Genomic DNA, 25,950 nt, shown 5'->3' on the forward strand with positions numbered 1-25,950 from the left:
TCCTCCAATGGCCAAAGAAACCGAAATCAAGCTGCGCGCCAGTGCGGCCACCCTCGACGCCCTGCGCGCGCATCCGCTGCTGAAGAAGCGTTGCAAGGAGGGCTGGCAGCGCCACGAACTCTCCAACTGCTATTACGACACCGACACCCGCGACCTGGCCCATGCCAAGGTGGCCCTGCGCGTGCGGCGTGATGGCGAGCGCTTCATCCAGACGCTCAAGAGCCGCGGCCAGAGCCTGGCCGGGCTGTCCGAGCGCAACGAATGGGAATGGCCGCTGGCCGATGCCACCCTGGACACCGCGCTGTTCGACGACAGCTGCTGGCCGGCGGAACTGGCCGACCTGGACCTGCGCCGCCTGCAGCCGGTGTTCGACACCGACTTCGTCCGCGACGCCGCGGAAATCGCCTGGGGCCGGGGCAAGGCCCGGACCATCATCGAAGTCGCCCTCGACCAGGGCGAGGTGCGTGCCGGCGACCAGCGCGAGGCCATCGCCGAGGTCGAGCTGGAATTGCGCCAGGGTGAACCGGCCGCGCTGCTGGAACTGGCCGAGCAGCTGGCCGCCGAATTCCCGCTGATGCCCTGCGACATCAGCAAGGCCGAGCGCGGCTATCGCCTGCACGATGCCTCGAGCTACACCCTCTATCTGTCCGCGCCGGAACTGGACGCCGAGACGCCGCTGGACGAGGCCGTCGCCCGCCTCGGCTGGCACCTGCTGGCCGGCAGCCAACGCCTGGCCGAACAGTATCGCTGGAACGGCCACTGGCGCCTGCTGGTGGACTGGGTGCACCAGCTGATCGACCTGCGCGCCCTGCTCGGCAGCCTCGGCCAGGCCGCCCCGCGGGCCACCAGCCGCGACCTGCGCCAGGCCCTCGACGAGTTGCTCGCCGACTGGCGACCGCTGGCCGCCATCGGCCAGGACGACGAGGAGGCCCGCCGTCAGGCACCGCAGCGCTTCGCCGCCGAGCTGGAACAGCCGCGCTGGGGCCTGTTCTCCCTGCGCGCCGCGCGCTGGCTGCACGAACGCGCCTGGATCCAGGGCCGTACCGGCCGTGGCGAACGCCAGGGCGTGACCCCCCTCGGCCAATGGCTGCCGCGCTTCCTGGCCCAGGAAGCGGCCGAATTGCCGCTGCTGCGCGCCATCACCGAACCCGAGCTGATCCAGCAGCAGCTGCCGCGCCTGGAGCGGATGCAGGTCTGGCTGCACCTGGCGCGTGGCGCCCTGGACCTGCCCGAAGCCGATCGGCTCTATGGCGAGCTGGGCAAGCTGGCGCCGCTGAGCGCCCATGGCGATCTCGCCGGGGTCGCCGAGCAGGCGCGCCTGGTCCATGGCCTGGCCCCCTGGAAAGCCCTGGCCTGAGCCGCCGGACGGCGGGAACGCCTGGCGCATCCGGCCGTCCATCCTGATGGCACAAGGCCGCGAGCGATTCCTTAATACAAAATCGCTATGCTGGAGGAGGCGACCAACCTGGCGGGTACGACAGGCGGGTCGTCCCCGGTCAGGCGCCGGGTGTCACCCCGGTGCGACCACCTTTCCAAGGAGTCCAGATGTCCGCCATAGCTTCCCCTTCCGCTGACCGTTGGCTCGACCTGGGCGACATCCTGCGCGAGCTGGTCAGCCAGCAGCGGATCGATCAGCAGACCGCCGAGCAGTGCCTGCTCTTGCGCCGTGGCTCGGCCAATCCGCAGCAGCATCCGCTGGAATTCCTCGCGGCGCAGAGCGTGGACGACCTCAGTCGCCCGGGGCGCAAGCTGGATCTGGACAGCCTTACCCGCTGGCTCGCCGAGTATTCCGGCCAGCCCTTCTACCGCATCGATCCGCTCAAGGTGGACGTGGCCTCGGTCACCCCGCTGATGTCCTATGCCTTCGCCCAGCGCAACAAGATCCTCGCTGTGGCGGTGAGCCCGGACGAGGTGACGGTGGCCAGTGCCCAGCCCTTCGTGCACAGCTGGGAGAGCAACCTCACCCATGTGCTGCAGCGGCCGATCAAGCGCGTGGTGGCCAGCCCCGCGGACATCACCCGCTACACCCAGGAATTCTTTCGCCTGGCGCGTTCGGTCACCGGCGCCTCGGCGGTGGAGCAGAAGACCAGCGGCGTCGGCAACTTCGAGCAGCTGGTCAATCTCGGCGCCGCCGATGGCGAGCCGGATGCCAACGACGCCCACATCGTCAACATCGTCGACTGGCTGTTCCAGTACGCCTTCCAGCAGCGCGCCAGCGATATCCATGTCGAGCCGCGCCGCGAACAGGGCGCGGTGCGCTTTCGCATCGACGGGGTGCTGCACACCGTCTACCAGTTCCCGGCCCAGGTCACCCTGGCGGTGGTCAGCCGGATCAAGAACCTCGGCCGGATGAACGTCGCCGAGAAGCGCAAGCCCCAAGACGGCCGGATCAAGACGCGCATGGCCGGCGAGAAGGAGGTCGAACTGCGCCTGTCGACCATGCCCACCGCCTTCGGCGAAAAGCTGGTGATGCGGATCTTCGACCCGGACGTGCTGCTCAAGAGCTTCGACCAGCTCGGTTTCTCCGCCGACGACCTGCGCCGCTGGGCCGGCATGACCGGGCAGCCCAACGGCATCATCCTGGTCACCGGCCCCACCGGTTCGGGCAAGACCACCACGCTGTACACCACCCTCAAGCAGCTGGCCACGCCCGAGGTGAACGTCTGCACCATCGAAGACCCCATCGAGATGGTGGAAGACGCCTTCAACCAGATGCAGGTGCAGCACAACATCGAGGTGACCTTCGCCAGCGGCGTCAGGGCGCTGATGCGGCAGGACCCGGACATCATCATGATCGGCGAGATCCGCGACCTGGAGACCGCCGAGATGGCCATCCAGGCGGCGCTGACCGGGCACCTGGTGCTTTCCACCCTGCACACCAACGACGCCCCCAGCTCGGTGAGCCGGCTGATCGAACTGGGCGTGCCCTACTACCTGATCCGCGCCACGGTGCTGGGCGTCATGGCCCAGCGCCTGGTGCGCACCCTCTGCCCGGCCTGCAAGACGCCCACCGAGCTGGACCCGGCCACCTGGCAGGAGCTGACCAAGCCCTGGAACGCCCCGCTGCCCACTGGCGCCATGCAGCCGGTGGGTTGTCCGGAGTGTCGCGACACCGGTTATCGCGGTCGTGCCGGGGTATACGAAATCCTCACCCTCTCCGATAGTCTGCGCGAACTGGTGACGGCGGATACCGACATCACCGCGCTGCGGCGGCAGGCGTTCAAGGAAGGCATGCGCAGCCTGCGGCTGTCCGGTGCGCAAAAGATCGCCGCCGGCTTCACCACCGTGGAAGAAGTCCTGCGCGTCACGCCCCAGAGCGAACGTTAGCGCCCCAGCAGCCCGCGAGCGGAACAAGGATAGCCAGCCGTGCAGACAACCGTCGTGAACCCTGCCGTGGGTGCCGAGGACGCCGAGCAGCGACGTCGCCGCCAGGAAATCCTGGTGGCCCATGGCCTGCTCGACGGCCAGCCGGAGCCGGCGCTCGACGACCTGGTGGAACTGGCCGCCACCCTCTGCGAAACCCCTATCGCCGCGGTCAACCTGCTCGGCGAACAGCAACAGCTGTTCATCGCTGAACGCGGCCTGGGCGTGGCGGAAATCCCCCTGGCGCTGTCCTTCTGCCAGCACCTGCACGCCGCCCGGGAAGCGCGGCAGATCGAAGACCTGAGCCAGGATGCGCGCTTCACCGACAATCCCCTGGTGACCGATCCGGCCGGGCTGAGATTCTATGCCGGGGCCCCGCTGCGGACGGCGGATGGCGTCTTTCTCGGTACCCTCTGCGTGCTCGACTGGCAACCGCGCGAACTGAGCGCCGCGCGCCTGAGCGGACTCGAGCGGCTGGCGCGCCAGGTGCTGCGCCTGTTCGAGGCCCGGCTGCAGGCGGCGGCGCCGGCGCAGCACAGCACCCTCGACGAAACCCACTACCGCGCCCTGATGGATGTCAATCCGCAGATCATCTGGTTCGCGCGGCCCGATGGCAGCTTCGAATACGCCAATCGCTACTGGTACGAATACAGCGGCCTGAGTCCGGCCAACGTGGTCGCCGATCCCGATCTCTGGACCGATGCCATCCATCCCCAGCAGCGTCCACAGCTGTTGCGGCGCTGGCGCGAGGTGCGCGAGCAGAGAGTCGCCGGCAGCCTGGAATTGCAGCTGCGCGATGCCGAGGGCCACTACCGCTGGTTCGAAACCCGCACCATGCCCTTCACCAACGCCAGCGGCGAGATCGAGCACTGGGTCGGCGTGGCCCAGGACATCGACAGCCGCAAGCGGGCGGAAACGGCGCTGCGGGAAAGCGAGGCCTTCGCCCACCTGCTGCTCGAATCGACCCACGAAGGCTTCTGCGCCCTGGATCGCGAAGGGCGCGCCACCCTCTGCAATCGCGCCTTCCGGCAGATGCTCGGGCTGCCCGAGGAGCGCGACATCCTCGGCGAGCGCCTGGACACCCGCCTCAGCTCCGCGCGCAGCGAGGAGGGTGCCCGGGCCCTGCAGCGCGCCGCCAGCGAAGGCGCCACCCTGCACCTGTCCGCCGACGCCCTGCTGCGCGAGGACGGCAGTCTGCTGCCGGTGGAGTGGCGCGCCCAGCCGCTCTGGCGCGACGGCGAGGTCCAGGGCGCCATCTGCACCTTCGTCGATCTCAGCGAACGCATCCGCAGCCATGACCGCCAGCGCTTCCTGCTCGAACTGGGCGACCTGCTGCATGGCGTGACTCACACCGGCGAAGTCGCCTCGGTACTGGGCGACAGCCTCGGCCATCTGCTGGCCGTGCAGCGCATCGGCTATGCCCGGGTCGGTCGCGACGGCAGCCTGACCATCGACAGCGACTGGCTCGAACAGGGGCGAACCCATCGTCTCAACCTGCCCAGCCTGGGTCACTGGCACACCTCGGCGGTGGAGGAATTGCGCCGCGGCATCATCGTCAGCGTGGAAGACAGCACCCAGGACAGCCGCCTGGGCGAGATGCGCGCCCAGCTGGTGGACCACGGCGTGCGCGCCGGCCTGGTGGTGCCCCTGCTCGCCGAGGAACAGCTGGTCGGCCTGCTGTTCCTCTATGCCGACACACCCCGCCACTGGACCATCGGCGACGTGGCCCTGGTGCGCGAGGTGGCCGAGCGCATCCGCATCGTCATCGAGCGCACCGCCGCGGCCGACGCCCTGCGCCTGGCCGAGCAGCGCATCGCCCTGGCCATGGACGTCGCCGACCTCGGCGTCTGGGACTATGACATCGACCGCGACCTGATCAGCTGGGATACCCGCCTCGCCCATCTGGTCGGGGCGGGCGAACGCCGCTGCACGATGCGCGGCGCTGCCCTGCTGCACGCCCTGCATCCGGCCGATGCGCCGCGGGTACGGGCCTATGTGACGGCCGCCATCCAGGGCGGCGGCAATGCCTATGACCTGCGGCTGACCTTTCGGGTGCGTGGTTCGCGCCAGGGCGAGCCGGTATGGCTGAGCATCCGCGGGCGTGAACGCCTGGAGCCCGGTGGCCGCCGCCGACTGGTGGGTATCGCGCGCGACATCACCCGCGAACGCCACGACGCCGATCGCATCAGCGAGACCAATCGCCAGCTGCGCCGGCAGATCGAGGAGCGCCGCGAAGCCGAGGCCCGCCAGCATGCCCTGATCGAGCTGGGCGATCGCCTGCGCGAAGGCGATCCGGAAAGCGCCGGGGTCGCCGCCGCCCTGGAACTGGTCGGCACGCGACTGGGCCTGCGCCGGGTCGGCTATGCCCGCCTGGACGAGAGCAGCGGCGCCTTCGTCCCGCACCAGATGTGGACGCCCAACGGCAGCTTCGACCGGGCCCTGGCCTATCCGCTGCTCGCCCCCGACAGCCTGGGCAACCAGGACGGCGAAGCGCCCCTGGTCATCGACGACGTCAGCCAGGATCCGCGCGCCCAGGCCAATGCCCAGCGCCTGCTCGATCTGGAGATCGCGGCGCTGGTCGACATCCCGCTCTACGAGGATGGCCGCCTGCGTGCGCTCTTCGTCGCCCATGACCAGCGCGCCCGGCTGTGGACGGAAGGTGAGGTGCAATTCCTGCGCGACGTCACCGACCGACTCTGGTCGGCCATCTGCCGGCAGCGCTCCCAGGACGCCCAGCGCGAGAGCGAGGGCCGCTTCCGGCTCATGGCCGACAGCGCTCCGGTGCTGATCTGGGCCTGCGATGCCGACGGCCAGCTGCAATTCGTCAACCAGCGCTTCGCCAGCGAATTCGATCTGCACGACGCCGATCTGCACGACCAGGGCTGGAGCGCCCTGCTCCCGGACAGCGAATGTCCGGCCTTCGAGGGCGCCTTCAAGCAGGCCGTCGCCACCCACAGCGCCTTGCGCGCCGAGGTGCGGGTGCGCAACGCCCAGGGCGAATGGCGCTGGCTACGCCTGGAGGGCACTCCACGCCTGGAGCTCGACGGCGAATTCCATGGCCTGGTGGGCTGTGGCGTGGACGTCACCGAGGCGCGCCAGACCACCGATCAGCTGGAACAGCGCATCGCCGAACGCACCCAGGAGCTGGGGCGCAGCCATGCGCGGCTGATCGCCGAGATCTACGAACGCGAGCGCACCGAGGAAGCCCTGCGCCAGTCGCAGAAGATGGAAGCCATCGGCCAGCTCACCGGCGGCATCGCCCACGACTTCAACAACATGCTCACCGGCATCGTCGGCGCCCTCGACCTGATCCGCCTGCGCATCGCCAACGGCCGCACCCAGGACCTGGATCGCTACATCAATGCCGCGGTCAATTCGGCCGACCGCGCCGCCGCCCTCACCCATCGGCTGCTGGCCTTTGCCCGCCGCCAGACCCTGGATCCGCAGCCGGTGGACGTGCATCAGCTGGTGGGCTCGCTGCAGGACCTGCTGGTGCGCACCGTGGGCGAAAACGTCGCCCTGCGCCTGGATCTGGCACCGGTCGCCTGGCTCGCCCACAGCGATACCCACCAACTGGAAAACGCCCTGCTCAATCTGGTCATCAATGGCCGCGACGCCATGCCCGCCGGTGGCGAGCTGTGCATCGCCACCGCCAACCTCAGCCTGGACGCCGAGGCGGCCGCGCGCGAATCCCTGACCCCGGGCGACTATGTCCGCCTGAGCGTGGCCGACACCGGCACCGGCATGCCGCCGGAGGTCAAGGCCAAGGCCTTCGAGCCCTTCTTCACCACCAAGCCGGCCGGCCAGGGCACGGGGCTCGGCCTGTCGATGATCTACGGCTTCGTCAAGCAGTCCGGCGGCACCGCGCGCATCGACACCGAACAGGGCCAGGGCACCACCATCAGTCTCTATCTGCCGCGCCATCCCGAGGTGGCGGCAGCCAGCACCGATCAGCCGACGCTCAAGGTCGCGCCCCGCGCCGAGGCCGGCCAGACCGTGCTGGTGGTGGAAGACGAATACGCCGTACGCATGATCGTGCTGGAGGTGCTCGCCGAGCTGGGCTACACCGCCCTGGAGGCGAGCGATGCCGACGGCGCCCTGCCGATCATCGAGAGCGATCAGCGCCTGGACCTGCTCATCAGCGATGTCGGCCTGCCCGGCATGAACGGTCGCCAGCTCGCCGAGATCGCCCGTGGCCGGCGCCCCGAGCTCAAGGTGCTGTTCATCACCGGCTATGCCAAGAACGCCAAGGTACGCGGCGAATTCCTCGGCGAGAACATGGACATGCTGATCAAGCCCTTCGACATCGATGCCCTGGCCGAACGCATCCACAGCATGATCCAGCGCTAGGCGCCGGCGCAGATGCCGGCGCACGGCGCTGGAACTCGAAGGACGTCTGAGCTCTCTATAGGAAACCTCAAGAAGGAGATCTCATCCATGCGCCTGAAGAAGCTTGCTCTGGTTTCCCTGATCGGCCTGCCATTGCTGGCCGCGACCACCGCTGCCAATGCGGATGCCCGGTTCTGGCGGCATGCCGCGACCCTGGGGGCGACCTCCGGCTCGTTCTATACCACCAGCCGTGACGACCACAAGATCGTCGCCGCCACCCAAGACGACGCCAGCTCCTACCTGGCCAGCAACGGTCAGATCCGCGGCCCGTACCTGGAAGCCGCCCTGCGCGACATGCGCGCCGCCGAGCCGGGCCTCCAGGCCAGCGACAGCGATCTCGCCATGCGTATCCTGACCCAGTAAGGGCCAGGCAAAAAAAGAACCCCGCCGGTCATACCGCGCGGGGTTCTTTTTTATCCGGGCTCAGGACGGCGAGCGGCGCCTCAGCTTTCGCTGGCGGCGCGATAGCCGTCGGCGTCGAGCAGCTTGTCCAGCTCGGCCGCATCCTGCGGCTTGAGCTTGAAGAACCAGGCGCCATAGGGCTCGCCATTGACCTGCTCGGGCGCGTCGGCCAGCGCCTCGTTGACGGCGATCACCTCGCCGCCCACCGGGGCATAGATGTCCGAGGCCGCCTTGACCGACTCCACCACCCCGGCCTGGTCACCGGCGGCGAGGGTCTTGCCGACTTCCGGCAGTTCGATGAAGACCACATCGCCCAGGGCTTCCTGGGCGTGGTCGGAAATGCCGACGGTCACGCTACCGTCGGCCTCCAGGCGGGCCCATTCGTGGCTGGCGGCATAACGCAGGTCGGCGGGAATCTGGCTCATGAGAGGTCCTCGGGGCTGGCACGGTTAAAAGGCAAGGGTAGCCTGCCGACCCCGAGGACCGCCATCGTCGGCCGGGCTTATTTGGGTCCGATGCTCGCGCAGCTGCTGTTGTCGACGTACTTCTTCAGCGTCGCCCACTGGGGTCGATCCACGCCGTTGACGGGTTCCACCGCCAGGTTGTAATTGCCCCAGCCAGGGCCGGCGGCCCAGTAGCTGGCCGGAATGCAGTGCTGCTTGAGATAGGCGAGCATGTTGTCCATGGCCACCAGCCAGCGCGGATCGTCGTCCGGCACGCCGAATTCGCCGATGTAGCCCTGCTTGCCGTTCTTCTTCAGCCAGTCGACGAAGGGCTTGACGCGATTCACCCCGACCATGGGATCGAAGCCGCTCATGTCCTTGCTGGCGTACTGGCCGCCGCCGTCATTGTCGAAGTAGACGTGGGCGGAAAAGATCAGCTTGTTGGCCGGGTCCTTGAGCGCTAGCAACGGATCGTTCCACTGCGGCCAGCGGGCGGCGCTGGACCAGCCATTGCCCTCGACGATGATGGGATGGACGCTGTCCACGGTACGGATGCCGTTGATGCCGTGCTGAGCGGCGGTCGGCCAGAAGGCCACGGCGTCGTGGGGCTCGTTCATGATGTCGTAGCCAAAGAGCGCCGGATGCTTGCCGAAGCGGAAAGCCAGGCGATAGGTCACGTCCCAGTAGTTGAAATAGGTGACCTTGCCGGCACCGATGACCTCGCCGCGATAGCGCGCATAGTTGTGCAGGTCGAGGATCACCTTCACGCCGTACTTCTGGGCGTAGTTGAGCGTCTGGGTGATCAGGGCGCCATAGTCCGGATCCAGCATCGAATTCAGGGTCGGCTGGATGCGCTCCCAGATGATCGGAAAGCGCACCAGCTTGATGCCCTTGGCGCTCCAGTCCTTGAAGTGCTGTTCGCTGGGGAAGATGTAGTTGCGGTTGTTGAGACCGGGCAGCACCTGGCTGGCGAAGCCGGCACCGGAAAAGTTGAGACCGACCAGTTCGACCGCCTGGGCCGAGCCGAAGAGCGCGCTGCTCAAGGCCAGGGTACCGGCCAGACGCAGGGAAAACTGGCGCAAGCGCCGGGTAAGGGATTGCATGACTGCACCTGTGAAAAGAAAGACTCCCCGCCCCCGCAAGCTAGTGGGTTCTGGCGTAGGCGAGCTCAGGCGACCGCGTCCTGTTGCGGCGCCACTGGGTGCGACTTCGTCGTCATTGTTGGGGCAGCTATCGGCGTCTCCGCTGCCAGCTTTAGTGAATTTTTTCCTGATAAAACAGCCAGTTACGTTTTGTTTCGCGTCAGATAGCCGACGTTTTCCCGCATGCCACGACGCTGACCCGCTAACGCCTTGAATCGACAGGACTTTCCGTATCCCGGAAAGAACGAGCGAAGCATCTAGGTACCCAGAGAGACCGGCAAGAGAAAAGGAGTCATTTTCAAAACCGGATCTCGACGGACCTTCAGCGCGGCTCAGGGACCAGGTCCGGAACGTTCACCGGCAGCCGGGTTCTATCCTGCGAGCCCTTCGCGAGAGCCCTGCCATGCCCCTGAGCGCGCCCTATCCCTTGCGTACCCTGGCCCTGACCCTGGCCGCCGCGACCCTGCTCGGCTGCGGCGAGACTGCACGACTGCAGCGCGAAGCCGGGTATGGTCCGACCCCGACCTTGCCGGAGCCCCACAAGACCCTGCTGCCGACCATCAACGTGGCGCCAGCGATCGGTTGGCCCGAGGGCGGCAAGCCCACCGCCGCACCCGGCACCCAGGTCCAGGCCTTCGCCCGCGGCCTGGACCATCCGCGTTGGCTCTATGTGCTGCCCAATGGCGATGTGCTGGTGGCGGAAAGCAATGCGCCCAAGCGCGATGATTTTCCCGGCATCAAGAACTGGATCGCCGGCCTGTTCATGAAGAAGGCCGGTGCCGGGGTGCCCAGCGCCGACCGCATCACCCTGCTGCGCGATGCCGACGGCGATGGCGTCGCCGAGACCCGCAGCGTCTTCGCCGAGCAGTTGCATTCGCCCTTTGGCATGGCGCTGGTGGGCGAGGACTTCTATGTCGCCAACGCCGACGCCCTGGTGCGCTTCACCTATCGTTCCGGCGCCACCCGCCTGGAAGGCCCGGGCACCCGGATCACCGACCTGCCGGCCGGCATCAATCACCACTGGACCAAGAACGTCATCGCCAGTCGCGACGGCAAGAAGCTCTATCTCACCGTGGGCTCCAACAGCAACGTCGGCGAAAACGGCCTGGACATCGAGGAAGGCCGCGCCGCCATCTGGGAGCTGGACCGCGCCAGTGGCCAGAAGCGCCTGTTCGCCACCGGCCTGCGCAATCCCAATGGGCTGGACTGGGAGCCCAGCACCGGCAAACTGTGGACGGTGGTCAACGAGCGCGACGAGATCGGCAGCGACCTGGTGCCCGACTACGCCACCTCGGTGCAGGACGGCGGCTTCTATGGCTGGCCCTACAGCTACTGGGGCAAGACCGTGGATAGCCGGGTGCAATCACCCCGTCCGGATCTGGTGGCCAGGGCCCTGACCCCCGACTACGCCCTGGGCACCCATACCGCCTCTCTGGGCCTCGCCTTCGCGAGCGCCGACAGCCAGTTGCCGACGGCTTTCCGCCAGGGGCTGTTCGTCGGCCAGCACGGCTCCTGGAATCGCGATCCCAAGAGCGGCTACAAGGTCATCTTCGTGCCCTTCCAGGACGGCAAGCCCAGCGGCCCGCCGCGGGACCTGCTGACCGGTTTCCTCAATGGCAAGGAAGAGGCCCAGGGACGGCCGGTCGGGGTGGTCAACGATGGCCGCGGCGGCCTGCTGGTGGCCGACGATGTCGGCAACACCGTCTGGCGGGTCAGCGCCCAGCGCCCCTAGAGGTTGTTAATCCGCCCTTAAGCGCCTTCGCCTAGGCTGAAGGCTGACCATCCCGGGGGATGGTCACCGCTCTTGCCGAGGCCGGCCCGGAGCGGTACAACCGCTCCACCGCCTGGGAAAATCCGATGAGAATACTGCTGGCCGAAGACGACATGCTGCTGGGCGACGGCATCCGCGCCGGCCTGGCCCTGGAAGGCGACACCGTCGACTGGGTGACCGATGGCCAGGCCGCCCAGGCTGCGCTGGAAACCGATCCCTTCGATCTGGTGGTGCTCGACATCGGCCTGCCCCGCCGCTCGGGACTCGAGGTCCTGGCCGCCCTGCGCAAGCGCGGCGACGCCACCCCGGTGCTGATCCTCACCGCCCGCGACAAGGTCACCGACCGGGTCACCGGCCTCGACACCGGCGCCGACGACTACCTGACCAAGCCCTTCGATCTGGACGAACTGCTCGCCCGGGTGCGCGCCCTCACCCGGCGCAGCGCCGGCCGGGCGCTGCCGCAACTGGAACACAACGAGCTGCGGGTCGATCCGGCCACCCACCGGGTGACCCTGGCCGGTCAGCCGGTCGAACTGGCACCGCGCGAATACGCCCTGCTGCGCCTGCTGCTGGAAAACATGGGCAAGGTGCTCTCGCGCAACCGCCTGGAACAGGCGCTCTATGGCTGGGACGGCGACGTCGAGAGCAATGCCATCGAGGTCCATATCCATCACCTCAGACGCAAGCTCGGCAGCAGCCTGATCCGCACCGTGCGCGGCATCGGCTATGGCATCGACCAGCCCGAGCGGCCGGCCCCATGACCGACGGCCCGGCCGTCTCGCTGCGGCGGCGTCTGCTGACGCTGCTGCTGTGTGGCATCTTCGCCTGCTGGCTGATCGCCGCGCTGGTGACCTACCAGCTGGTGCTGCGCCAGGTGAATCGCCTGGCGGACGAAGACATGCTCGACTTCGGCTCGGCCGCCCTGCACCTGGCCACCCTCAGCGAGGGCGGCGACCACAGCCTGCCGCCCGCGGCGCGCGCCCTGGAGCGCAGCCGCACGGCCATCGCCGACCTGCCGCTGTTCAAGCGCCGCAACGCCCTGGGCTATCTGCTGCAGGCCGGTGACCAGCGCCTCGGCACCCCCGCGCCACCCGCTGGCCTTGCCGACCAGCCGCCCGGCTTCAGCAGTCTGCTGGCCGAGGGGCAGCACTGGCGCGTGCTGCGCCTGAGCAGCGGCGAAGGGCGCATCTGGATCTACGAGAACCTGGCCGATCGCCGCGGCGCCACCAACCTGCTGCTGCTCGGCTCGCTGTTTCCCCTGGCGCTGGCCCTGCCGGTGCTGGCCGCACTCATCTGGTTCGGCGTCACCCGCGGTCTCGAACCCCTGCGCCAGCTGGCCGCGCAGATCAAGCAGCGCTCCGCCCAGCGCCTGGAGCCCCTGGCGCTGAATCGGGTGCCCCTGGAAGCCGCGGTCCTGGTCGAGGAGATCAACGCCCTGCTGCAACGCCTGGACGGCGCCCTGGAAGCCGAGCGGCGCCTGACCAGCGACGCCGCCCACGAGATCCGCACGCCCCTCGCCAGCCTGCTGACCCACACCCAGGTCGCCCTGAGATCCAGCGATCCCCAGGCCCACGCCCGCGGCCTGGTGCAGGTGCGCCGCAGTGCCGAACGCATCAGCCAGCTGATGGAGCAGATCCTGCTCCTGGCCCGGCTGGACAGTGGTGCCCTGCAGGAGCAGTTCGTCCCGGTTCATCTGGGCCGGTTGGCGGCGGATACCCTGTCGGAACTCGCGCCCCTGGCCATCGAGAAGAACATCGACCTGGTGCTGGAGGATCAGGAGGTCAAGTTGTCCGGCATTCCCACCTGGCTGAGCGTGCTGCTCACCAACCTGGTGGGCAACGCCATCCGCTACACCCCCAACGGTGGCCAGGTCCTGGTGCGGGTCGTCGAGGACGTGCCCGGCCGGGTACGCATCGATGTCTGCGACAGCGGCCCCGGGGTCAGTCCGGAAGAGCGGGCGGTGATCTTCACCCGTTTCTACCGCAGCGAGAGTGCCGGCCAGAACGTCGGCAGCGGCCTGGGTCTGCCCATCGTCAAACGTATCGTCGAAATCCATGGCGGCAGCCTGCACCTGGGCGAAGGCCTGCAAGGACGCGGGCTGGGGGTGTACGTCGAGCTGCCCGGACTGGCCTGATCCGGCCGGCTACGACCAAGGCCATCTTTTATCCGGGCCGGCCTAGGGCTTACAGTGCAGGGATTCGCCACAGGCGAATGCAGTCCTGCATTCTGGAGAGCCCGGCCCATGTCCATGATCCTGTACCACACTCCCGCCTCGCCCTTCGGTCGCAAAGTCGTGGTGATGCTCCACGAGACGGACCTGATCGAGCAGGTGGAAGTGGAAATCGTCCAGCAGACGCCGCTCAATCCCAACCGCGATGTCCTCGATACCAATCCGGCCGGCAAGATTCCCGCCCTGCGCCTGGCCGATGGCACCTGCCTGCACGACAGTCGCGTCATCCTCGACTACCTGGACACCCTGCACGAGCGCACCCCGCTGATCCCGCGCCAGGGTCCGGAGCGCTGGCGCCGCCTGACCCTGGCCTCGCTGTGCGACGCCATGATGGAAGCCGCGGTGCAGATCCGCTACGAGAGCTTCATGCGCCCGCCGGGCATGCAGTGGAAGCTCTGGCTGGACAACCAGCAGGAAAAGATCGCCCGGGCGCTGGACTACTTCGAGCGCGAGGCCATCGCCGAGCTGGACGGCGAATTCGACGTGGCCTGCCTGGGCATGGCCTGCCTGCTGGGCTATCTGGACTTCCGCATCCCCACCTTCGCCTGGCGCAGCGACTGCCCGCGCATCGCCGCCTGGTACGCCCGTACCGGCGAGCGTCCCTCGCTGCAGACGACCCGCCCCTGAGCCGGCGCTAGGCCTGCTGCCAGAGCCGCTCCAGATTGCGGAAACCCCACTCCTCCGGATCCTCCCGCCGCACGATGCGCTCATCGGCGGGCGGCCGGGCGAGATCCAGCAGCCGCTGCGGCAGCGGCGTACGCGATCGGGCGGAAAAGAACACCCGCACCTGCGGGGTCAGCAGGCTGTCCGGGTGCTGCTCGACCACCACCGCCAGCTGCTCGTTGCTCAGCCGCACCAGGGAGCCGATCGGATAGATGCCCAGCGTCTTGACGAAGGCCTGGAACACCCGGGGATCGAAATGCCCCTTCCACTCCGTCATGCGCCGGATCGCTTCGGCGGGACTCCAGGCGGTCTTGTAGGGCCGGGTCGAGGAGATGGCGTCGTAGACGTCGCAGACCGCGGCGATGCGCGACAGCAGACTGATCCGGGTACCGGCCAGGCCATGGGGATAGCCGCTGCCATCGAATTTCTCGTGATGGTGCAGGCAGACGTCGATGACCTCCGCGGTCGCGCCCCACTGCCGCAGCAGGGCGACGCCCTCCGCGGGGTGCCGCTGCATCACGGCGAACTCCGCCTCGGTCAGCTTGCCCGGTTTGTTGAGCACCTCGAGCGGGGTGCGCATCTTGCCCACGTCGTGCAGCAGGCCAGCCTGGCCGGCCAGTTGCACCTGGTCCGCCGACAGCTCCATCTGCCGTGCCACCGCCGTCATCAGGGCGCAGACCGACACGGAATGGATGTAGGTATACTCGTCGGCCGTGCGCAGTCGCGTCAGGCTGATCAGCGCCGTGGGATGCCGCAGCACCGACGCCGAGATCTGCTCGACCACGGTCGCCACCTCGCTCAGCTCGATGGCCTGGCCCAGGCGCACGTCCTGGAACAGCCGCGCCACCTCCTGCTTGGCGTGGGCGCTCACCGCGGAAGCCTGAGCCATTTCCTGCGGACAGCTCAAGGCGGCGCCCGGCGCGGTGCCGGCAGCTGGAGCTGGAGCTGGAACCGGGACCGCGACCGGGGGCACCTCGGCGGCAATGGCCGGCGCGGCGACGGACTCGGGAAGCAGCACCGGATCCACCGCGGGCGAGCACGCGGCCTGTGGCGGACAATCCAGGCCCTTGGCGATATCGATCCACACCGCGGTCACGGCGCTGTCCTGGATCTTCTGCAGGTCGCGCGATTCCTGGAGCAGGAAGCGCGCCTTCCAGAACGGATGGTCGATCCAGCTGCCTTCGAATCTGTGGATGTACATGCCGAGGCAGACCTCGGCACTGGTAACCTTCTTGAGCATGGCGTTCACTTCGCAACTGATCGGCAGCAGCCATCCAGAGCGGATGATCGCAAAATGCCATGTCACGCTAAAGACTATCGCCCCAAGTTCTAGACGAGAGAATCCATGCACCTCCTGACCGGTATCACCGTCTCCGCGCTGCTCCTGCTGAACACCCTGGTCATGATCGGTCCGCTGCTGGCATTCGCCCTGATCAAGCTGCTGCCCAGCGTCGCCCTGCGCGACGTCTGCTCCCGGGTGGTCACCGCCATCGCCGAGACCTGGGCCGAGATCAACAAGGTCATCTTCGCCCGCCTCACCCCCACCGTCTGGGACATCCGCGGCTCCGAGGTGCTCAACCGTGACAGCTCCTACCTGGTCATCTGCAACCACCAGTCCTGGGTCGATATCCCCGCGCTCATCGAGACCTTCAACGGCAATGTGCCCTACTTCAAGTTCTTCCTGAAGAAGGAGCTCATCTGGGTGCCCTTCCTGGGGCTCGCCTGGTGGGCGCTGGACTACCCCTTCATGAAGAGATACACCCGCGCCCAGCTGGCCCGTCGCCCGGAGCTCAAGGGCGCGGACCTGGCCATCACCCGCCGCGCCTGCGAGAAATTCCGCCGCCAGCCAGTGACCATCGTCAATTACCTGGAAGGCACGCGCTTCACCGCCGCCAAGCATGCCGAGCAGCACTCGCCCTATCGCCACCTGCTCAAGCCCAAGGCCGGCGGCATGGCCTTCGTCCTCGCCGCCATGGGCGAGCAGCTGGATACCCTGCTGGATGTCACCCTAGTCTATCCGGACGGTCGCGTGCCCGGCTTCTGGGACCTGCTCTGCGGACGCGTCAAACGCGTTATCATCGATATTCGCGCGCGACCTCTGGATCCGGCGCGCTGGGCGGGTGACTACAGCGAAGACGCGGAATTTCGCGCAGGCTTCCAGCAGTGGGTCAGCACGCTCTGGGCGGAGAAGGACCAGCGGATCGAGGCGCTGCTAGATTCCCGCTCGCGCTGATCGAGCGGGGCACCCTGCCGCGTGCAGACAGTCAGAGAGCGGGTAGTCGGCTGTCTCGACAAGGATCTCTCATGCCCACCCCGACGCTGGATACCACCACGACCCGCTGGCTTCCCTGGCTGATCGCCGTCGCCTTCTTCATGCAGTCGCTGGACGCGACCATCGTCAACACCGCCCTGCCGCGCATGGCCGCCGACCTCGGCGAGAATCCGCTGCGCATGCAGGGGGTGGTGATCGCCTACCTGCTCACCGTCGCGCTGCTGATTCCAGCCTCGGGCTGGATCTCCGATCGCTTCGGCAGTCGTCGCGTCTTCTTCACCGCCATCGCCCTCTTCACCTTTGGCTCGCTGCTCTGCGCCCTGGCGCCCAGCCTCAACCTGCTGATCGCCGCCCGGGTCATCCAGGGACTCGGGGGTTCGCTGATGCTGCCGGTGGGGCGCCTGGTGATCCTGCGCGTCTATCCGCGCAGCGAACTGGTGCGCATCCTCAGCTTCATCACCATTCCCGGCCTGATCGGTCCCCTGGCAGGCCCGGCACTGGGCGGCTGGCTGGTGGAAGCCGTGTCCTGGCACTGGATCTTCCTGATCAACCTGCCGGTGGGCATCCTCGGCTGCCTGGCCACCCGCCGCCTGCTGCCGGATCTGCGCAGTCCCCTCCCGCAACGCTTCGACGGCCTGGGCTTCCTGCTCTTCGGTACCTCCATGATCCTCATCAGCATCGCCCTGGAAGGCCTCGGCGAACTGCACCTGCCCCATGTGCGGGTGGTGCTGCTGCTGATGGGCGGCATGGCCTGCATGGTCGCCTACTGGCTGCGCGCCCTGCACCACGACCAGCCGCTGTTTTCCGCCGAGCTGTTTCGCATCCGCAGCTTCGCGGTGGGCATCTTCGGCAATCTCTTCGCCCGCCTCGGCAGCGGCGCCCTGCCCTTTCTCATCCCGCTGCTGTTCCAGGTGGGCCTCGGCTATTCGCCGACCCAGGCCGGGCTGCTGATGATGCCCCTGGCGCTATCGGCGATGCTGGCCAAGCCCATCGCCGGTCCGCTGATCGGGCGGCTCGGCTATCGACGGCTGCTGGTGGGCAACACCCTGCTGCTGGGTTGCCTGATCGCCAGTCTCGCCCTGATCGGCCCCGCTACGCCCTTCGTCTGGCTGCTGATCCACCTGGGGATCCTGGGCGCGGTGAATTCCATGCAGTTCACCGCCATGAACACCATCACCCTCATCGACCTGCACGACCAGCAGGCGGCCAGCGGCAACAGCCTGCTGTCGGTGGTGATGCAACTGGCCATGAGCTTTGGCGTCGCCTGCGCCGCCGCCTTGCTGGGCGGTTTCCAGGACGACTATGGGGACACCGAGGTGCTGTCCGCCTTTCGCGCGACCTTTCTCAGCGTCGGCGCCCTGTCGATGCTGGCGGCGGCGATCTTCCTGCAGGCCTCGCGGGAAACCGGCCGGCGGATCAAGCCGCTGGCGGCCGAGCCGGAAAAGAGCGCGCAGAACGTGGAGTGAGGCGGCCGGCCGCGCCGCTCAAACCGGCAGAAACGAAAAACCCCGGCCTGGCCGGGGTTTTTCGTGAGCTTCGGGCGACGTCAGGTGTCAGACAACCTGTACGCGCTCTGCCTGCATGCCCTTCTGGCCTTGCACGACTTCGAAGCTGACCTTCTGGCCTTCAGCCAGGGTCTTGAAACCAGTGCCTTCGATGGCGCGGAAGTGCACGAACACGTCCGGACCGCTCTCGGGAGTGATGAAGCCATAGCCTTTGGTTTCGTTGAACCACTTGACGGTACCGTTCTGACGATTCGACATGACGGGTGTTGCTCCTTGGAATAACGAGTTTGTTATTGACACTGGCTGGCGCGGTAATGCGTTGCATTGACCAGACGCCCGGTACTGAGTTGCAAGGAGTAACAAGAATCGAGCAGCAAGGGGTGGACGAAGAGCCTACCGCCTCAGGTCACGATCGACGGCGACCCAAGCAAACACAGTTCTCGAACTCTACGCCATATTTTTCTGGAAAGCGATTACCCTCCGGAGGGCGAAATCCTTTTTGACAAGGGCTGTTTTGTCACGCCGTGCAAGGTACTGTCGAGGCGGTTTTCGACTACCCGGACAGCCCTGCAAAACCGCAGCCAGACTGCTTCGCCGCCGTCTGCCGCCTCTGTCGAAGGGCCTCTGGCCCGTGGCTCCACCCTGAAATCCCCCTGCAAGGAATACCGATGAACGTCACCCCTGTGGAACTGCTGATCAGCGATTGCGACGGCGTGCTGGTCGACAGTGAAATCCTCGCCGAACGGGTCGTCCTCGACGGCCTGGCCGCCCATGCACCGCGCGCCGAACTCGAGGCCCTGCTGCACGGCACCTTCGGCCTGACCACCCGGGATATCTTCGCCCTGGTCGAACAGCGCTTCGGCATCACCCTGCCGCCAGCGCTGTTCAGCGACCTGCGCGCCCAGGCGGAAACGCTGATCGCCACCAGCGTCGAGCCCATTCCCGGGGTGAAGCGTGCCCTGGAAAGCATCGACCTGCCGCTGGCGGTCGCCTCCAACAGCCTCAGGCACAGCGTCGAATCCTCGGTCCGCCGGGCCGATCTGGTGGCGCGGGTAGCGGGCCACATCTTCAGCGCCGACATGGTGGCCCGGCCCAAGCCGGCCCCCGATGTCTATCTGCTCGCAGCCAGGACCCTGGGCGTCGCGCCGGAGCGCTGCCTGGTGATCGAAGACAGCGCCACCGGCGCGCGCGCGGCGCTGGCCGCCGGCATGCGCGTCATCGGCTTCACCGGTGCCAGCCATATTCCGCCGAGCCATGGCGAGACCCTGAGCGCCCTGGGCGTGACCGCGCTGATCGCCCATATGGACGAACTGCCCGCGACCGTCGCCCGTCTCCGCGCCGCCGCCAGCGGCGGGCAATAAAAAAGGGGCCCTCAGGGCCCCTTCGCGTTCCGCGTCAGCGGAATCAGGACAGGACCGCCCCCACCGCCTTGGGCAGCGCCACCGGTGCCAGGTCGGCAGTCGCGCTCCAGGCCGCCTCGCTCAGCTGGGTTTCCAGCAGTTGGCGATGGATCGCCTCGCGGTGCTGTTGCAGGACGATGTCCAGGGCGCGGCTGGGGTTCAGTTCGACGTCGTCGAAGGTAACGATCTGACCCGGTTCCATGGCCCGCTTCAGCACGCTGTGCTTGAGCAGGCCGATCGGCAGGTGATCCGGGCACTCGGCGATCTTCACCGCTTCGCCGCGCACGCTGTAGCCGCCGATGCCGCGCTCGATGACGTCACCGGCCGCCATGGGCTTCTTCATGATGGCGGCCACGCTCAGGGTCGGCGTGGTGGAGTTGTTGAGCAGGATCTTGCCGCCGGCGATCACGCGTCTCAGGGTCTTGCCGACTTCCAGGGAGCACAGGTGGAAGGGGCGTACCAGCACATAGTACGGACCCTTGCCCAGCTTGAAGTATTCGATGGCGCCGGCCTGGTCTTCGTCGTGGCGACCGACGACGAAGACGCCACCCGCGGAGTAGCCGCTCGGGATCACGTAGTCGACGATGGGCTGGCCCAGCTGCTCGGCCATCTGCGCCAGGATGTTCGCGCTGTCCTGCAGGTTGGTCGAGTTGAGGCCTTCCAGACCCTGGCGGGTGATGGTGGCGCCATAGTTGTTGCCCACCACCACCTGCTCGATCTGCACCTTGGTGCCATCGGTGAAGGAGGTGGTCTGGTCGACGCTGGTGCCCTGGCGCGCGGACCAGTAGGCCATGTCTTCCGGCGTCGGGTTATGGTTCAGATAGCCCTTCATGTTGCCGTAGACCAGCGGCTTGAAGCCCATCTGCACGGCTTCTTCGTGCAGCGCCGCCAGCGAACCTGGCTGGTCGCCCTCGGCCTCGGTCAGGAAACCCTTGCCGGCCAGGTAGGAACCGGTCGTCACCTGCAGCTCGGCATTGATGGTAACCACCTTGATGCCGGCCTCGAAGGCGCGCTCGATGATCTCGGTACCGTGGTAGGGGTCGCCACTGCATTCCACCAGCAGATCGCAATGATCGATGAGATCCGCCACCGACTGGGTGAGCGCCTCGGTCAGCGGATAGTCGGTAACCGTGGCGATGGGCCGGCGGGTCAGGACGCGGGTCACGGTCATGTCGTCATAGTGACGGCTGATGAGCCGGGCCAGGCAGCGCGAGATCATGCCGGTACCGACGATGCCGATACGGGTGACAGGGGATTGGGAGGACATAGGATCGATTCCTTTCAAAGAGAATGTCGGTGGCGAGCAAAGCCACCATGCGAAGTGCCGACCCCAACTACGTGTCCGATCTCTTGCAAATGGAAAAACCGCTTCCATCAGAAATTCTTTGACTGGGATCAATCTTTCCGTGCGACTCGAAGCCAAATCAAAAATTCATGACTTCGTAACAGATAGCGACCAATGGCTGCAGATCGCCACCTTTTTCCTTGCCGTCCAGTGACGGCGGTTCAACTCGTCGGTTCTGCGCGTGCCGTGCCGTTATCACCGCGCGCCCAATAGCCGCGGCGGAACAGGTCACGTTCGCCCAGCGCCAGCAACAGCACCAGGAAGCCCAGCATCGCCACGCTGACGCTGACGATCAGCTCCAGCAGACCGACCGGCTTGGGCAACAGGAAAGCCAGCAGGGCCACCGCACTGCCGGCGCTGAACCAGCGCAGCAGCAGCGACAGGTGCAGCCCGGCCAGGGAGTGGCGATAGAGCGCCAGCGCCATGAACACGGCCTGCAGGAAAGCCCCGGTGGTAAAGGAATAGGCCAGCCCCTGGGCACCGAACGGCTGGTACACGGCAGCGTCCAGCGCCACGGTGATGAAGGAGCTGGCCAGGGTGGTGTAGAGGAAGGTGCGGGCGCGCTGCTGCGACAGCAGGGCACGCCCCCACAGCAGGGCCAGGCCCATCCAGGGCAGGCCCAGGGCATAGGCCACCACCAGGGTCGCGGTCGCCGCGCTCTGCTCGGCGCCGAAGGCTCCGCGCTCCAGCAGCACCTTGACCACCGGCTCCGAATAGCTGAACAGCACCACGGCGGCCGGCACCAGGAACAGCAGGGTTCCGAGCAGCGCCTTGCGCATCAGCGCGCTGTACTTGTCGGCATTGCCCTCGTTCCAGCTGCGGGTCAGCTCGGGAAAGATCATCGCCAGGATGGACAGCGCATAGAGCGTCAGCGGAATGGTCACGATGCGGTAGGAAAAGGACAGCATGGTGATATTGCCTTCGGCCAGCAGCGAGGCAAAGAAGCGCTCCGCCAGCATGCAGCCCTGCTGGGCGCCGGCGGCGAGCAGCACCGGGGCGAAGGTCACGGCGAAGGGACTGCCCTCGGGCTTCTCGAAGGCTACCGAGCGCTGGCCGAGATAGCCCAGTCGCCGGTGCTGGATGACGATCAGCAGCACCTGGGGCAGCAGCATGCCGGTGAACAGCGCGATGCCACTCGGCTGCAGGATGACGATGGCCAGGATGGCGCCCAGATTGAGCATCAGGGTGCGGGTCATCGGCAGGATGAAGATGCGATCCAGGTTGAGCAGCGCGCCCTGGCAATAGAGGATGGCCTGCACGCAGATCAGCAGGGTGCCGACGGCGAAGACCAGCTTGCCGGTCTCGACCTGCTCGTCGCTCCAGCCCGGGGCGAGGGCATGCATCAGCCAGGGACTGGCGAGGACACCGATCACCGACAGCAGCAGGCCAAACAGGCCGATGCGCCAGTACAGCCAGCGACCGACCTGCTCGTACTGGGCGTTGCAGCGATCACGGATGCGTTGCAGATAGGGAATCATGGCATCGCGCAGGGCGAGGCCGAAGAAGCTCTCGAAGAACACCGGCAGGATGAGCGCGACAAAGATCAGGTCGGCTTCCCAGCTCACGCCGAATTGGCGGGCGATCAGCAGGTCGCGCAGGAACCCCAGCAGGAAGCTGGCGACGGTGATGGCCAGGATGATGAGGGTCGAACTCACGCCCGCACCTCGGTCGGCCAAGAGAGGCCAAGCGCGGCAATAAGCGGACGGATAAAGATGGCAGGCATTGGCGGTCTCGTTCCGTGAGCCGGAGGTGATCCGGATAAAGGCGGGCAGCGATGCCCGTTTGGTCCAGACTCAGAGACCAGCTTCCGCGCTTAAGTTTCCCGAGGCAAATTCGGAGACACGCAGAAATGTCGAACGATTGGCAAATTGCCATGACTGGCTGGAGCCTGACCGCCGAGCGGTAGTCCTTGCAATCGCCGCACAGGCCGACTACTGTATATATAACCAGATACAGAATACGAGGTGACGCATGGCCGTCGAAGTGTTGTATCGCAGCAGCCGAGATCCGGAGCGCCTGTTCATGGATAAAGCCGAAGCCGATCGTCACGACAAGATGTTGGAGCTGGCCGAGTCGCTCGCCAGCGTGCTGGACAAGGCCGTACCCGGTCTTGCCGAAAAGCAGTGCGAAGACCTGGGGCTGTTCATGGCCCGCAATCGCGAGGTCTTCGCCCGGGCGTTTCGCAATCAGCCGGATGCGCTGGGCGAGTTGGACCTCCCCAGCTAGCAAGGGGCGCTGCCCCTCGGGTAGCCTGGGAAGAGATCCGAGCCGGAGAAAGCCTCTTGTCCCTTCCCATCATCTTCGATACCGATCCTGGCGTGGACGACGCCCAGGCCATCGCCCTGCTGTTTGCCGATCCCGCCTTCGAGGTGATCGGCCTGACCACCACCTTTGGCAATGTGCCGGTCACCACGGCGACCCGTAACGCCCTGCTGCTCACCGAGCTGGCCGGCCGGGACACGCCCGTCGCCGCGGGTGTCGCCGAACCCCTGGTCAAGCCGGCCGGCAACCATGCCCTGCACGTGCATGGCCAGGATGGCCTGGGCAACCAGCAGCTGCCCGCGCCGAGCCAGACGCCCCACGCCCTGGATGCGGCGCGCTTCATCGTCGAGCAGACCCGCCTGCGACCGGGTGAAATCACCCTGGTGGCGGTCGGCCCGCTGGGCAACCTGGCCCTCGCCCTGGCGCTGGATCCCACGGTCGCCGAGCGCGTCCGCAAGGTGGTGGTGATGGGCGGCGCCATCGTCGAGCCGGGCAACGTCACACCGGTGGCCGAAGCCAACATCTTTTCCGATCCCCATGCCGCGGCGCGGGTCTTCGCCGCCCCCTGGCCGTTGACCCTGGTCGGCCTCGACGCCACCCACCGCGCGGTGCTCGATCCGCCCCGCCTGCAGCGCATCGCGGCGCGCCAGGGCGCCCTCGGTGAGGTGCTCGCCCGCAGCTATGATTTCTATGCGGATTTCTACCGCAGCGTGAAGGACATCGACGGCTGCCATCCCCATGACAGCTGCGCCCTCGCCTACCTGCGTCGCCCCGAACTGTTCCACACCGCGCGTGGCCACCTCAGCGTCGGTACCGAAGGTCTGGCGGAAGGCCAGACCTTCTTCGCGCCCGAGGGTCGCGCCTACCTGGACGGACGCTGGTCCGGCAACCCGCTGGTAACGGTCTGCCTGGGCATGGACGGCGCCGCCATGGTCGCCTGGATGGAAGAGGTCCTGACCGCAACCGAGCGATAAGGAGCGGCGCGCCGCCGTTCAGGCTCCATTCGATCGACAGACGAAAAAAAGGCCCCTTATGGGGCCTTTTCTGCAACTCGGGATCAGTTGACCTTGGGATCCAGTTCGCCGCGGGCATAACGCTCGAACATGGCATCCAGGGAGATCGGCTTGATCTTGGAGGCCTGGCCGGCGGTGCCGAAGGCTTCATAACGGGCGATGCAGACTTCGCGCATGGCGGTCACGGTCTTGGCCAGGTACTTGCGCGGATCGAATTCGCTACGGTTCTTGGCCATGAACTCGCGGATGGCACCGGTGGACGCCAGACGCAGGTCGGTGTCGATGTTGACCTTGCGGACCCCGTACTTGATGCCTTCGACGATCTCTTCGACCGGCACGCCGTAGGTTTCCTTGATGTCGCCACCGTACTCGTTGATGATCTTCAGCCACTCCTGGGGCACCGAGCTGGAGCCGTGCATGACCAGGTGAGTGTCCGGGATGCGCGCGTGGATTTCCTTGATGCGCTGGATCGACAGGGTGTCCCCGGTCGGCGGCTTGGTGAACTTGTAGGCGCCATGGCTGGTACCGATGGCGATGGCCAGGGCATCGACCTTGGTGGCCTTGACGAACTGGGCGGCTTCTTCCGGATCGGTCAGCAGCTGGCTGTGATCCAGGGTGCCTTCGGCGCCCACGCCGTCTTCTTCACCGGCCATGCCGGTCTCCAGGCTGCCCAGGCAACCCAGCTCGCCTTCCACGGACACGCCGCAGGCATGGGCGAAGGCCACGGTCTGCTGGGTGACGCGCACGTTGTAGTCGTAGTCGGACGGCGTCTTGCCGTCGGCCATCAGCGAGCCGTCCATCATCACCGAGGAGAAGCCCAGCTGGATGGAGCGCTGGCAGATATCGGGGGTGGTGCCGTGATCCTGGTGCATGACCACCGGGATGTGCGGGAATTCTTCCACCGCGGCCAGGATCAGGTGACGCAGGAAGGGAGCGCCGGCGTACTTGCGGGCACCGGCGGAGGCCTGAACGATGACCGGCGAATCGGTCTTGTCGGCGGCTTCCATGATGGCGCGCATCTGCTCGAGGTTGTTGACGTTGAAGGCCGGGACGCCGTAGCCGAATTCGGCGGCGTGATCCAGCAGCTGACGCATGCTGACGAGTGCCATTGGTGATTATCTCCCTAACAAAGGCGGTGGTGGCGCCAGCCTGCATGAGCGGCTGGCAGGGTTCAAGCGGCCGACCCCTGGCCGCCCTGGATTAATCGGTTCAGCTGACATTCGCCCGTTCAAGGCGTGCGGCAGCCGCGGCCGATGAGGTCGTTGTTGGCGATCCAGTAGACGAGTCCCTGGTCGCCGCGGATATGCAAAGCCACCAGCCCGTCGGTATAGGACTGGCCGTCGGTGGCCGGTTCGCGGTTGAGATGGCGGATCAGGCCATCACCTTCCAGCTTGAGGTCGACGATGGACTGGCTGCGATCCACATAGCGCCAGTCGAAGGCCGCCTTGGAATCGCAGACCCAGTGGGTCCAGCCGCCGGTCTGCTGCGCGCCGCGGCCGGCGCAACCGGCCAGCAGGACGAGACCCAGCAGCCCGAAGGCGAGCGTGCGCCCCTTCACTGGGCGCAACCGCTGGCAGGACGGCTGGCGTTGCCGGTGAGCGTATCGACGCGCTCGCCGTTCTGCGCCGTGGGCGTGGCGGCCGCGGCGGGCGGCGGCGCGAACACCGCGCAGGCCTTGTCGGCATTGCCACCGGCGCAACCGGCCAGCAGCAGGACAGCGGAACAGACGAGCAGCGGCGTACGCATGGCG

22 protein-coding genes are annotated in these 25,950 nt (G+C 67.0%); 13 read left to right on the forward strand and 9 right to left on the reverse strand.

The annotated features are described in order from the left end of the window. Nucleotides 1–7 precede the first annotated feature (7 nt). The 4 genes from FHR73_RS12540 (at nucleotide 8) to FHR73_RS12555 (ending at nucleotide 8,115) form a co-directional block, all read left to right on the forward strand. Complete coding sequence (locus FHR73_RS12540) at nucleotides 8–1,357, forward strand: inorganic triphosphatase (protein ID WP_183631611.1); 1,350 nt, start codon at nucleotides 8–10, stop codon at nucleotides 1,355–1,357. Between the two features lie 188 nt (nucleotides 1,358–1,545). Beyond that, nucleotides 1,546–3,327: a GspE/PulE family protein gene (locus tag FHR73_RS12545; protein WP_158895185.1), complete on the forward strand. Its 1,782-nt coding sequence runs from the start codon at nucleotides 1,546–1,548 to the stop codon at nucleotides 3,325–3,327. A 39-nt stretch (nucleotides 3,328–3,366) separates the two neighbouring features. Further along, on the forward strand, nucleotides 3,367–7,713 hold the full coding sequence (locus FHR73_RS12550; RefSeq protein WP_183631613.1) for a PAS domain S-box protein: 4,347 nt from the start codon (nucleotides 3,367–3,369) through the stop codon (nucleotides 7,711–7,713). 87 nt (nucleotides 7,714–7,800) lie between these two features. Beyond that, nucleotides 7,801–8,115 carry a DUF2388 domain-containing protein gene (locus FHR73_RS12555; RefSeq protein WP_183631615.1) on the forward strand — a complete coding sequence of 105 codons (315 nt, stop codon included), beginning with the start codon at nucleotides 7,801–7,803 and terminating at the stop codon, nucleotides 8,113–8,115. An 80-nt stretch (nucleotides 8,116–8,195) separates the two neighbouring features. On the opposite strand, the gene gcvH is transcribed toward FHR73_RS12555, so the two are convergent. Beyond that, complete coding sequence (gene gcvH, locus FHR73_RS12560; protein WP_007161270.1) at nucleotides 8,196–8,579, reverse strand: glycine cleavage system protein GcvH; 384 nt, start codon at nucleotides 8,577–8,579, stop codon at nucleotides 8,196–8,198. Between the two features lie 77 nt (nucleotides 8,580–8,656). After that, on the reverse strand, nucleotides 8,657–9,700 hold the full coding sequence (locus tag FHR73_RS12565) for a glycoside hydrolase family 5 protein (RefSeq protein ID WP_183631617.1): 1,044 nt from the start codon (nucleotides 9,698–9,700) through the stop codon (nucleotides 8,657–8,659). Nucleotides 9,701–10,142: 442 nt separating this feature from the next. Between FHR73_RS12565 and FHR73_RS12570 the strand changes: the two genes are divergently transcribed. From FHR73_RS12570 to FHR73_RS12585, 4 genes are all read left to right on the forward strand, one after another. Continuing rightward, on the forward strand, nucleotides 10,143–11,471 hold the full coding sequence (locus tag FHR73_RS12570; protein WP_183631618.1) for a sorbosone dehydrogenase family protein: 1,329 nt from the start codon (nucleotides 10,143–10,145) through the stop codon (nucleotides 11,469–11,471). A gap of 125 nt (nucleotides 11,472–11,596) precedes the next feature. Next, a complete protein-coding gene (locus tag FHR73_RS12575; RefSeq protein WP_017639486.1) occupies nucleotides 11,597–12,271 on the forward strand; it encodes a response regulator in 675 nt (224 codons plus the stop codon). Continuing rightward, on the forward strand, nucleotides 12,268–13,644 hold the full coding sequence (locus FHR73_RS12580; protein ID WP_183631620.1) for a HAMP domain-containing sensor histidine kinase: 1,377 nt from the start codon (nucleotides 12,268–12,270) through the stop codon (nucleotides 13,642–13,644). The genes FHR73_RS12575 and FHR73_RS12580 overlap by 4 nt, the downstream gene beginning before the upstream one ends. A 108-nt stretch (nucleotides 13,645–13,752) precedes the next feature. Continuing rightward, nucleotides 13,753–14,367, forward strand: coding sequence for a glutathione S-transferase family protein (locus FHR73_RS12585; RefSeq protein WP_133860534.1), 615 nt, complete (start codon nucleotides 13,753–13,755; stop codon nucleotides 14,365–14,367). A 7-nt stretch (nucleotides 14,368–14,374) separates the two neighbouring features. Here FHR73_RS12585 and FHR73_RS12590 read toward each other — a convergent pair whose 3' ends face one another. Further along, nucleotides 14,375–15,643 (reverse strand): HD-GYP domain-containing protein, encoded by a 1,269-nt coding sequence (locus tag FHR73_RS12590; RefSeq protein ID WP_183631622.1) that lies wholly within the window; start codon nucleotides 15,641–15,643, stop codon nucleotides 14,375–14,377. A 105-nt stretch (nucleotides 15,644–15,748) separates the two neighbouring features. Between FHR73_RS12590 and FHR73_RS12595 the strand changes: the two genes are divergently transcribed. Next, entirely contained in the window at nucleotides 15,749–16,636 is an 888-nt protein-coding gene (locus FHR73_RS12595; protein ID WP_183631624.1) for an acyltransferase, read from the forward strand. A gap of 71 nt (nucleotides 16,637–16,707) precedes the next feature. Continuing rightward, a complete protein-coding gene (gene mdtD, locus FHR73_RS12600; protein WP_183631626.1) occupies nucleotides 16,708–18,141 on the forward strand; it encodes a multidrug transporter subunit MdtD in 1,434 nt (477 codons plus the stop codon). An 87-nt stretch (nucleotides 18,142–18,228) separates the two neighbouring features. Here mdtD and FHR73_RS12605 read toward each other — a convergent pair whose 3' ends face one another. Then, nucleotides 18,229–18,438: a cold-shock protein gene (locus FHR73_RS12605; RefSeq protein WP_133860530.1), complete on the reverse strand. Its 210-nt coding sequence runs from the start codon at nucleotides 18,436–18,438 to the stop codon at nucleotides 18,229–18,231. Nucleotides 18,439–18,848: 410 nt separating this feature from the next. Here FHR73_RS12605 and FHR73_RS12610 point away from each other — a divergent pair, with 410 nt between their 5' ends. Further along, on the forward strand, nucleotides 18,849–19,541 hold the full coding sequence (locus tag FHR73_RS12610; RefSeq protein WP_183631628.1) for an HAD-IA family hydrolase: 693 nt from the start codon (nucleotides 18,849–18,851) through the stop codon (nucleotides 19,539–19,541). A gap of 43 nt (nucleotides 19,542–19,584) precedes the next feature. Here FHR73_RS12610 and FHR73_RS12615 read toward each other — a convergent pair whose 3' ends face one another. Further along, nucleotides 19,585–20,799, reverse strand: coding sequence for an NAD(P)-dependent oxidoreductase (locus FHR73_RS12615; protein ID WP_183632736.1), 1,215 nt, complete (start codon nucleotides 20,797–20,799; stop codon nucleotides 19,585–19,587). A gap of 287 nt (nucleotides 20,800–21,086) precedes the next feature. Next, on the reverse strand, nucleotides 21,087–22,580 hold the full coding sequence (locus FHR73_RS12620; RefSeq protein WP_183631630.1) for a lipid II flippase MurJ: 1,494 nt from the start codon (nucleotides 22,578–22,580) through the stop codon (nucleotides 21,087–21,089). Nucleotides 22,581–22,896: 316 nt separating this feature from the next. On the opposite strand from FHR73_RS12620, the gene FHR73_RS12625 reads away from it, so the two are divergent. Together FHR73_RS12625 and FHR73_RS12630 are read left to right on the forward strand one after the other, a co-directional pair. Further along, nucleotides 22,897–23,151, forward strand: coding sequence for a YebG family protein (locus FHR73_RS12625; protein ID WP_007161283.1), 255 nt, complete (start codon nucleotides 22,897–22,899; stop codon nucleotides 23,149–23,151). A 56-nt stretch (nucleotides 23,152–23,207) separates the two neighbouring features. Further along, nucleotides 23,208–24,161, forward strand: a complete 954-nt coding sequence (locus FHR73_RS12630) for a nucleoside hydrolase (RefSeq protein WP_183631632.1) — start codon at nucleotides 23,208–23,210, stop codon at nucleotides 24,159–24,161. Between the two features lie 83 nt (nucleotides 24,162–24,244). On the opposite strand, the gene fba is transcribed toward FHR73_RS12630, so the two are convergent. The 3 genes from fba to FHR73_RS12645 form a co-directional block, all read right to left on the reverse strand. Continuing rightward, complete coding sequence (gene fba / locus FHR73_RS12635; protein WP_059316498.1) at nucleotides 24,245–25,309, reverse strand: class II fructose-bisphosphate aldolase; 1,065 nt, start codon at nucleotides 25,307–25,309, stop codon at nucleotides 24,245–24,247. Between the two features lie 119 nt (nucleotides 25,310–25,428). Continuing rightward, nucleotides 25,429–25,758: an MliC family protein gene (locus FHR73_RS12640; protein ID WP_183631634.1), complete on the reverse strand. Its 330-nt coding sequence runs from the start codon at nucleotides 25,756–25,758 to the stop codon at nucleotides 25,429–25,431. Next, complete coding sequence (locus FHR73_RS12645) at nucleotides 25,755–25,946, reverse strand: hypothetical protein (RefSeq protein ID WP_183631636.1); 192 nt, start codon at nucleotides 25,944–25,946, stop codon at nucleotides 25,755–25,757. The genes FHR73_RS12640 and FHR73_RS12645 overlap by 4 nt, the downstream gene beginning before the upstream one ends. Nucleotides 25,947–25,950: the final 4 nt, after the last annotated feature.

Origin of the sequence: Pseudomonas sp. AS2.8 (assembly GCF_014190935.1) — a bacterium.
GTDB lineage: Bacteria > Pseudomonadota > Gammaproteobacteria > Pseudomonadales > Pseudomonadaceae > Chryseomonas.

Excerpts from the sequence above, each read along its gene's own strand:
- mdtD (WP_183631626.1), top strand. The coding sequence starts at position 16,708 with ATGCCCACCCCGACGCTGGATACCACCACGACCCGCTGGCTTCCCTGG.
- FHR73_RS12585 (WP_133860534.1), top strand. The coding sequence starts at position 13,753 with ATGTCCATGATCCTGTACCACACTCCCGCCTCGCCCTTCGGTCGCAAA.
- FHR73_RS12540 (WP_183631611.1), top strand. The coding sequence starts at position 8 with ATGGCCAAAGAAACCGAAATCAAGCTGCGCGCCAGTGCGGCCACCCTC.
- FHR73_RS12625 (WP_007161283.1), top strand. The coding sequence starts at position 22,897 with ATGGCCGTCGAAGTGTTGTATCGCAGCAGCCGAGATCCGGAGCGCCTG.
- FHR73_RS12605 (WP_133860530.1), bottom strand. The coding sequence starts at position 18,438 with ATGTCGAATCGTCAGAACGGTACCGTCAAGTGGTTCAACGAAACCAAA.
- gcvH (WP_007161270.1), bottom strand. The coding sequence starts at position 8,579 with ATGAGCCAGATTCCCGCCGACCTGCGTTATGCCGCCAGCCACGAATGG.
- FHR73_RS12580 (WP_183631620.1), top strand. The coding sequence starts at position 12,268 with ATGACCGACGGCCCGGCCGTCTCGCTGCGGCGGCGTCTGCTGACGCTG.
- FHR73_RS12575 (WP_017639486.1), top strand. The coding sequence starts at position 11,597 with ATGAGAATACTGCTGGCCGAAGACGACATGCTGCTGGGCGACGGCATC.
- FHR73_RS12555 (WP_183631615.1), top strand. The coding sequence starts at position 7,801 with ATGCGCCTGAAGAAGCTTGCTCTGGTTTCCCTGATCGGCCTGCCATTG.
- FHR73_RS12570 (WP_183631618.1), top strand. The coding sequence starts at position 10,143 with ATGCCCCTGAGCGCGCCCTATCCCTTGCGTACCCTGGCCCTGACCCTG.
- fba (WP_059316498.1), bottom strand. The coding sequence starts at position 25,309 with ATGGCACTCGTCAGCATGCGTCAGCTGCTGGATCACGCCGCCGAATTC.
- FHR73_RS12545 (WP_158895185.1), top strand. The coding sequence starts at position 1,546 with ATGTCCGCCATAGCTTCCCCTTCCGCTGACCGTTGGCTCGACCTGGGC.
- FHR73_RS12610 (WP_183631628.1), top strand. The coding sequence starts at position 18,849 with ATGAACGTCACCCCTGTGGAACTGCTGATCAGCGATTGCGACGGCGTG.
- FHR73_RS12565 (WP_183631617.1), bottom strand. The coding sequence starts at position 9,700 with ATGCAATCCCTTACCCGGCGCTTGCGCCAGTTTTCCCTGCGTCTGGCC.
- FHR73_RS12595 (WP_183631624.1), top strand. The coding sequence starts at position 15,749 with ATGCACCTCCTGACCGGTATCACCGTCTCCGCGCTGCTCCTGCTGAAC.
- FHR73_RS12615 (WP_183632736.1), bottom strand. The coding sequence starts at position 20,799 with ATGATCTCGCGCTGCCTGGCCCGGCTCATCAGCCGTCACTATGACGAC.
- FHR73_RS12645 (WP_183631636.1), bottom strand. The coding sequence starts at position 25,946 with ATGCGTACGCCGCTGCTCGTCTGTTCCGCTGTCCTGCTGCTGGCCGGT.
- FHR73_RS12590 (WP_183631622.1), bottom strand. The coding sequence starts at position 15,643 with ATGCTCAAGAAGGTTACCAGTGCCGAGGTCTGCCTCGGCATGTACATC.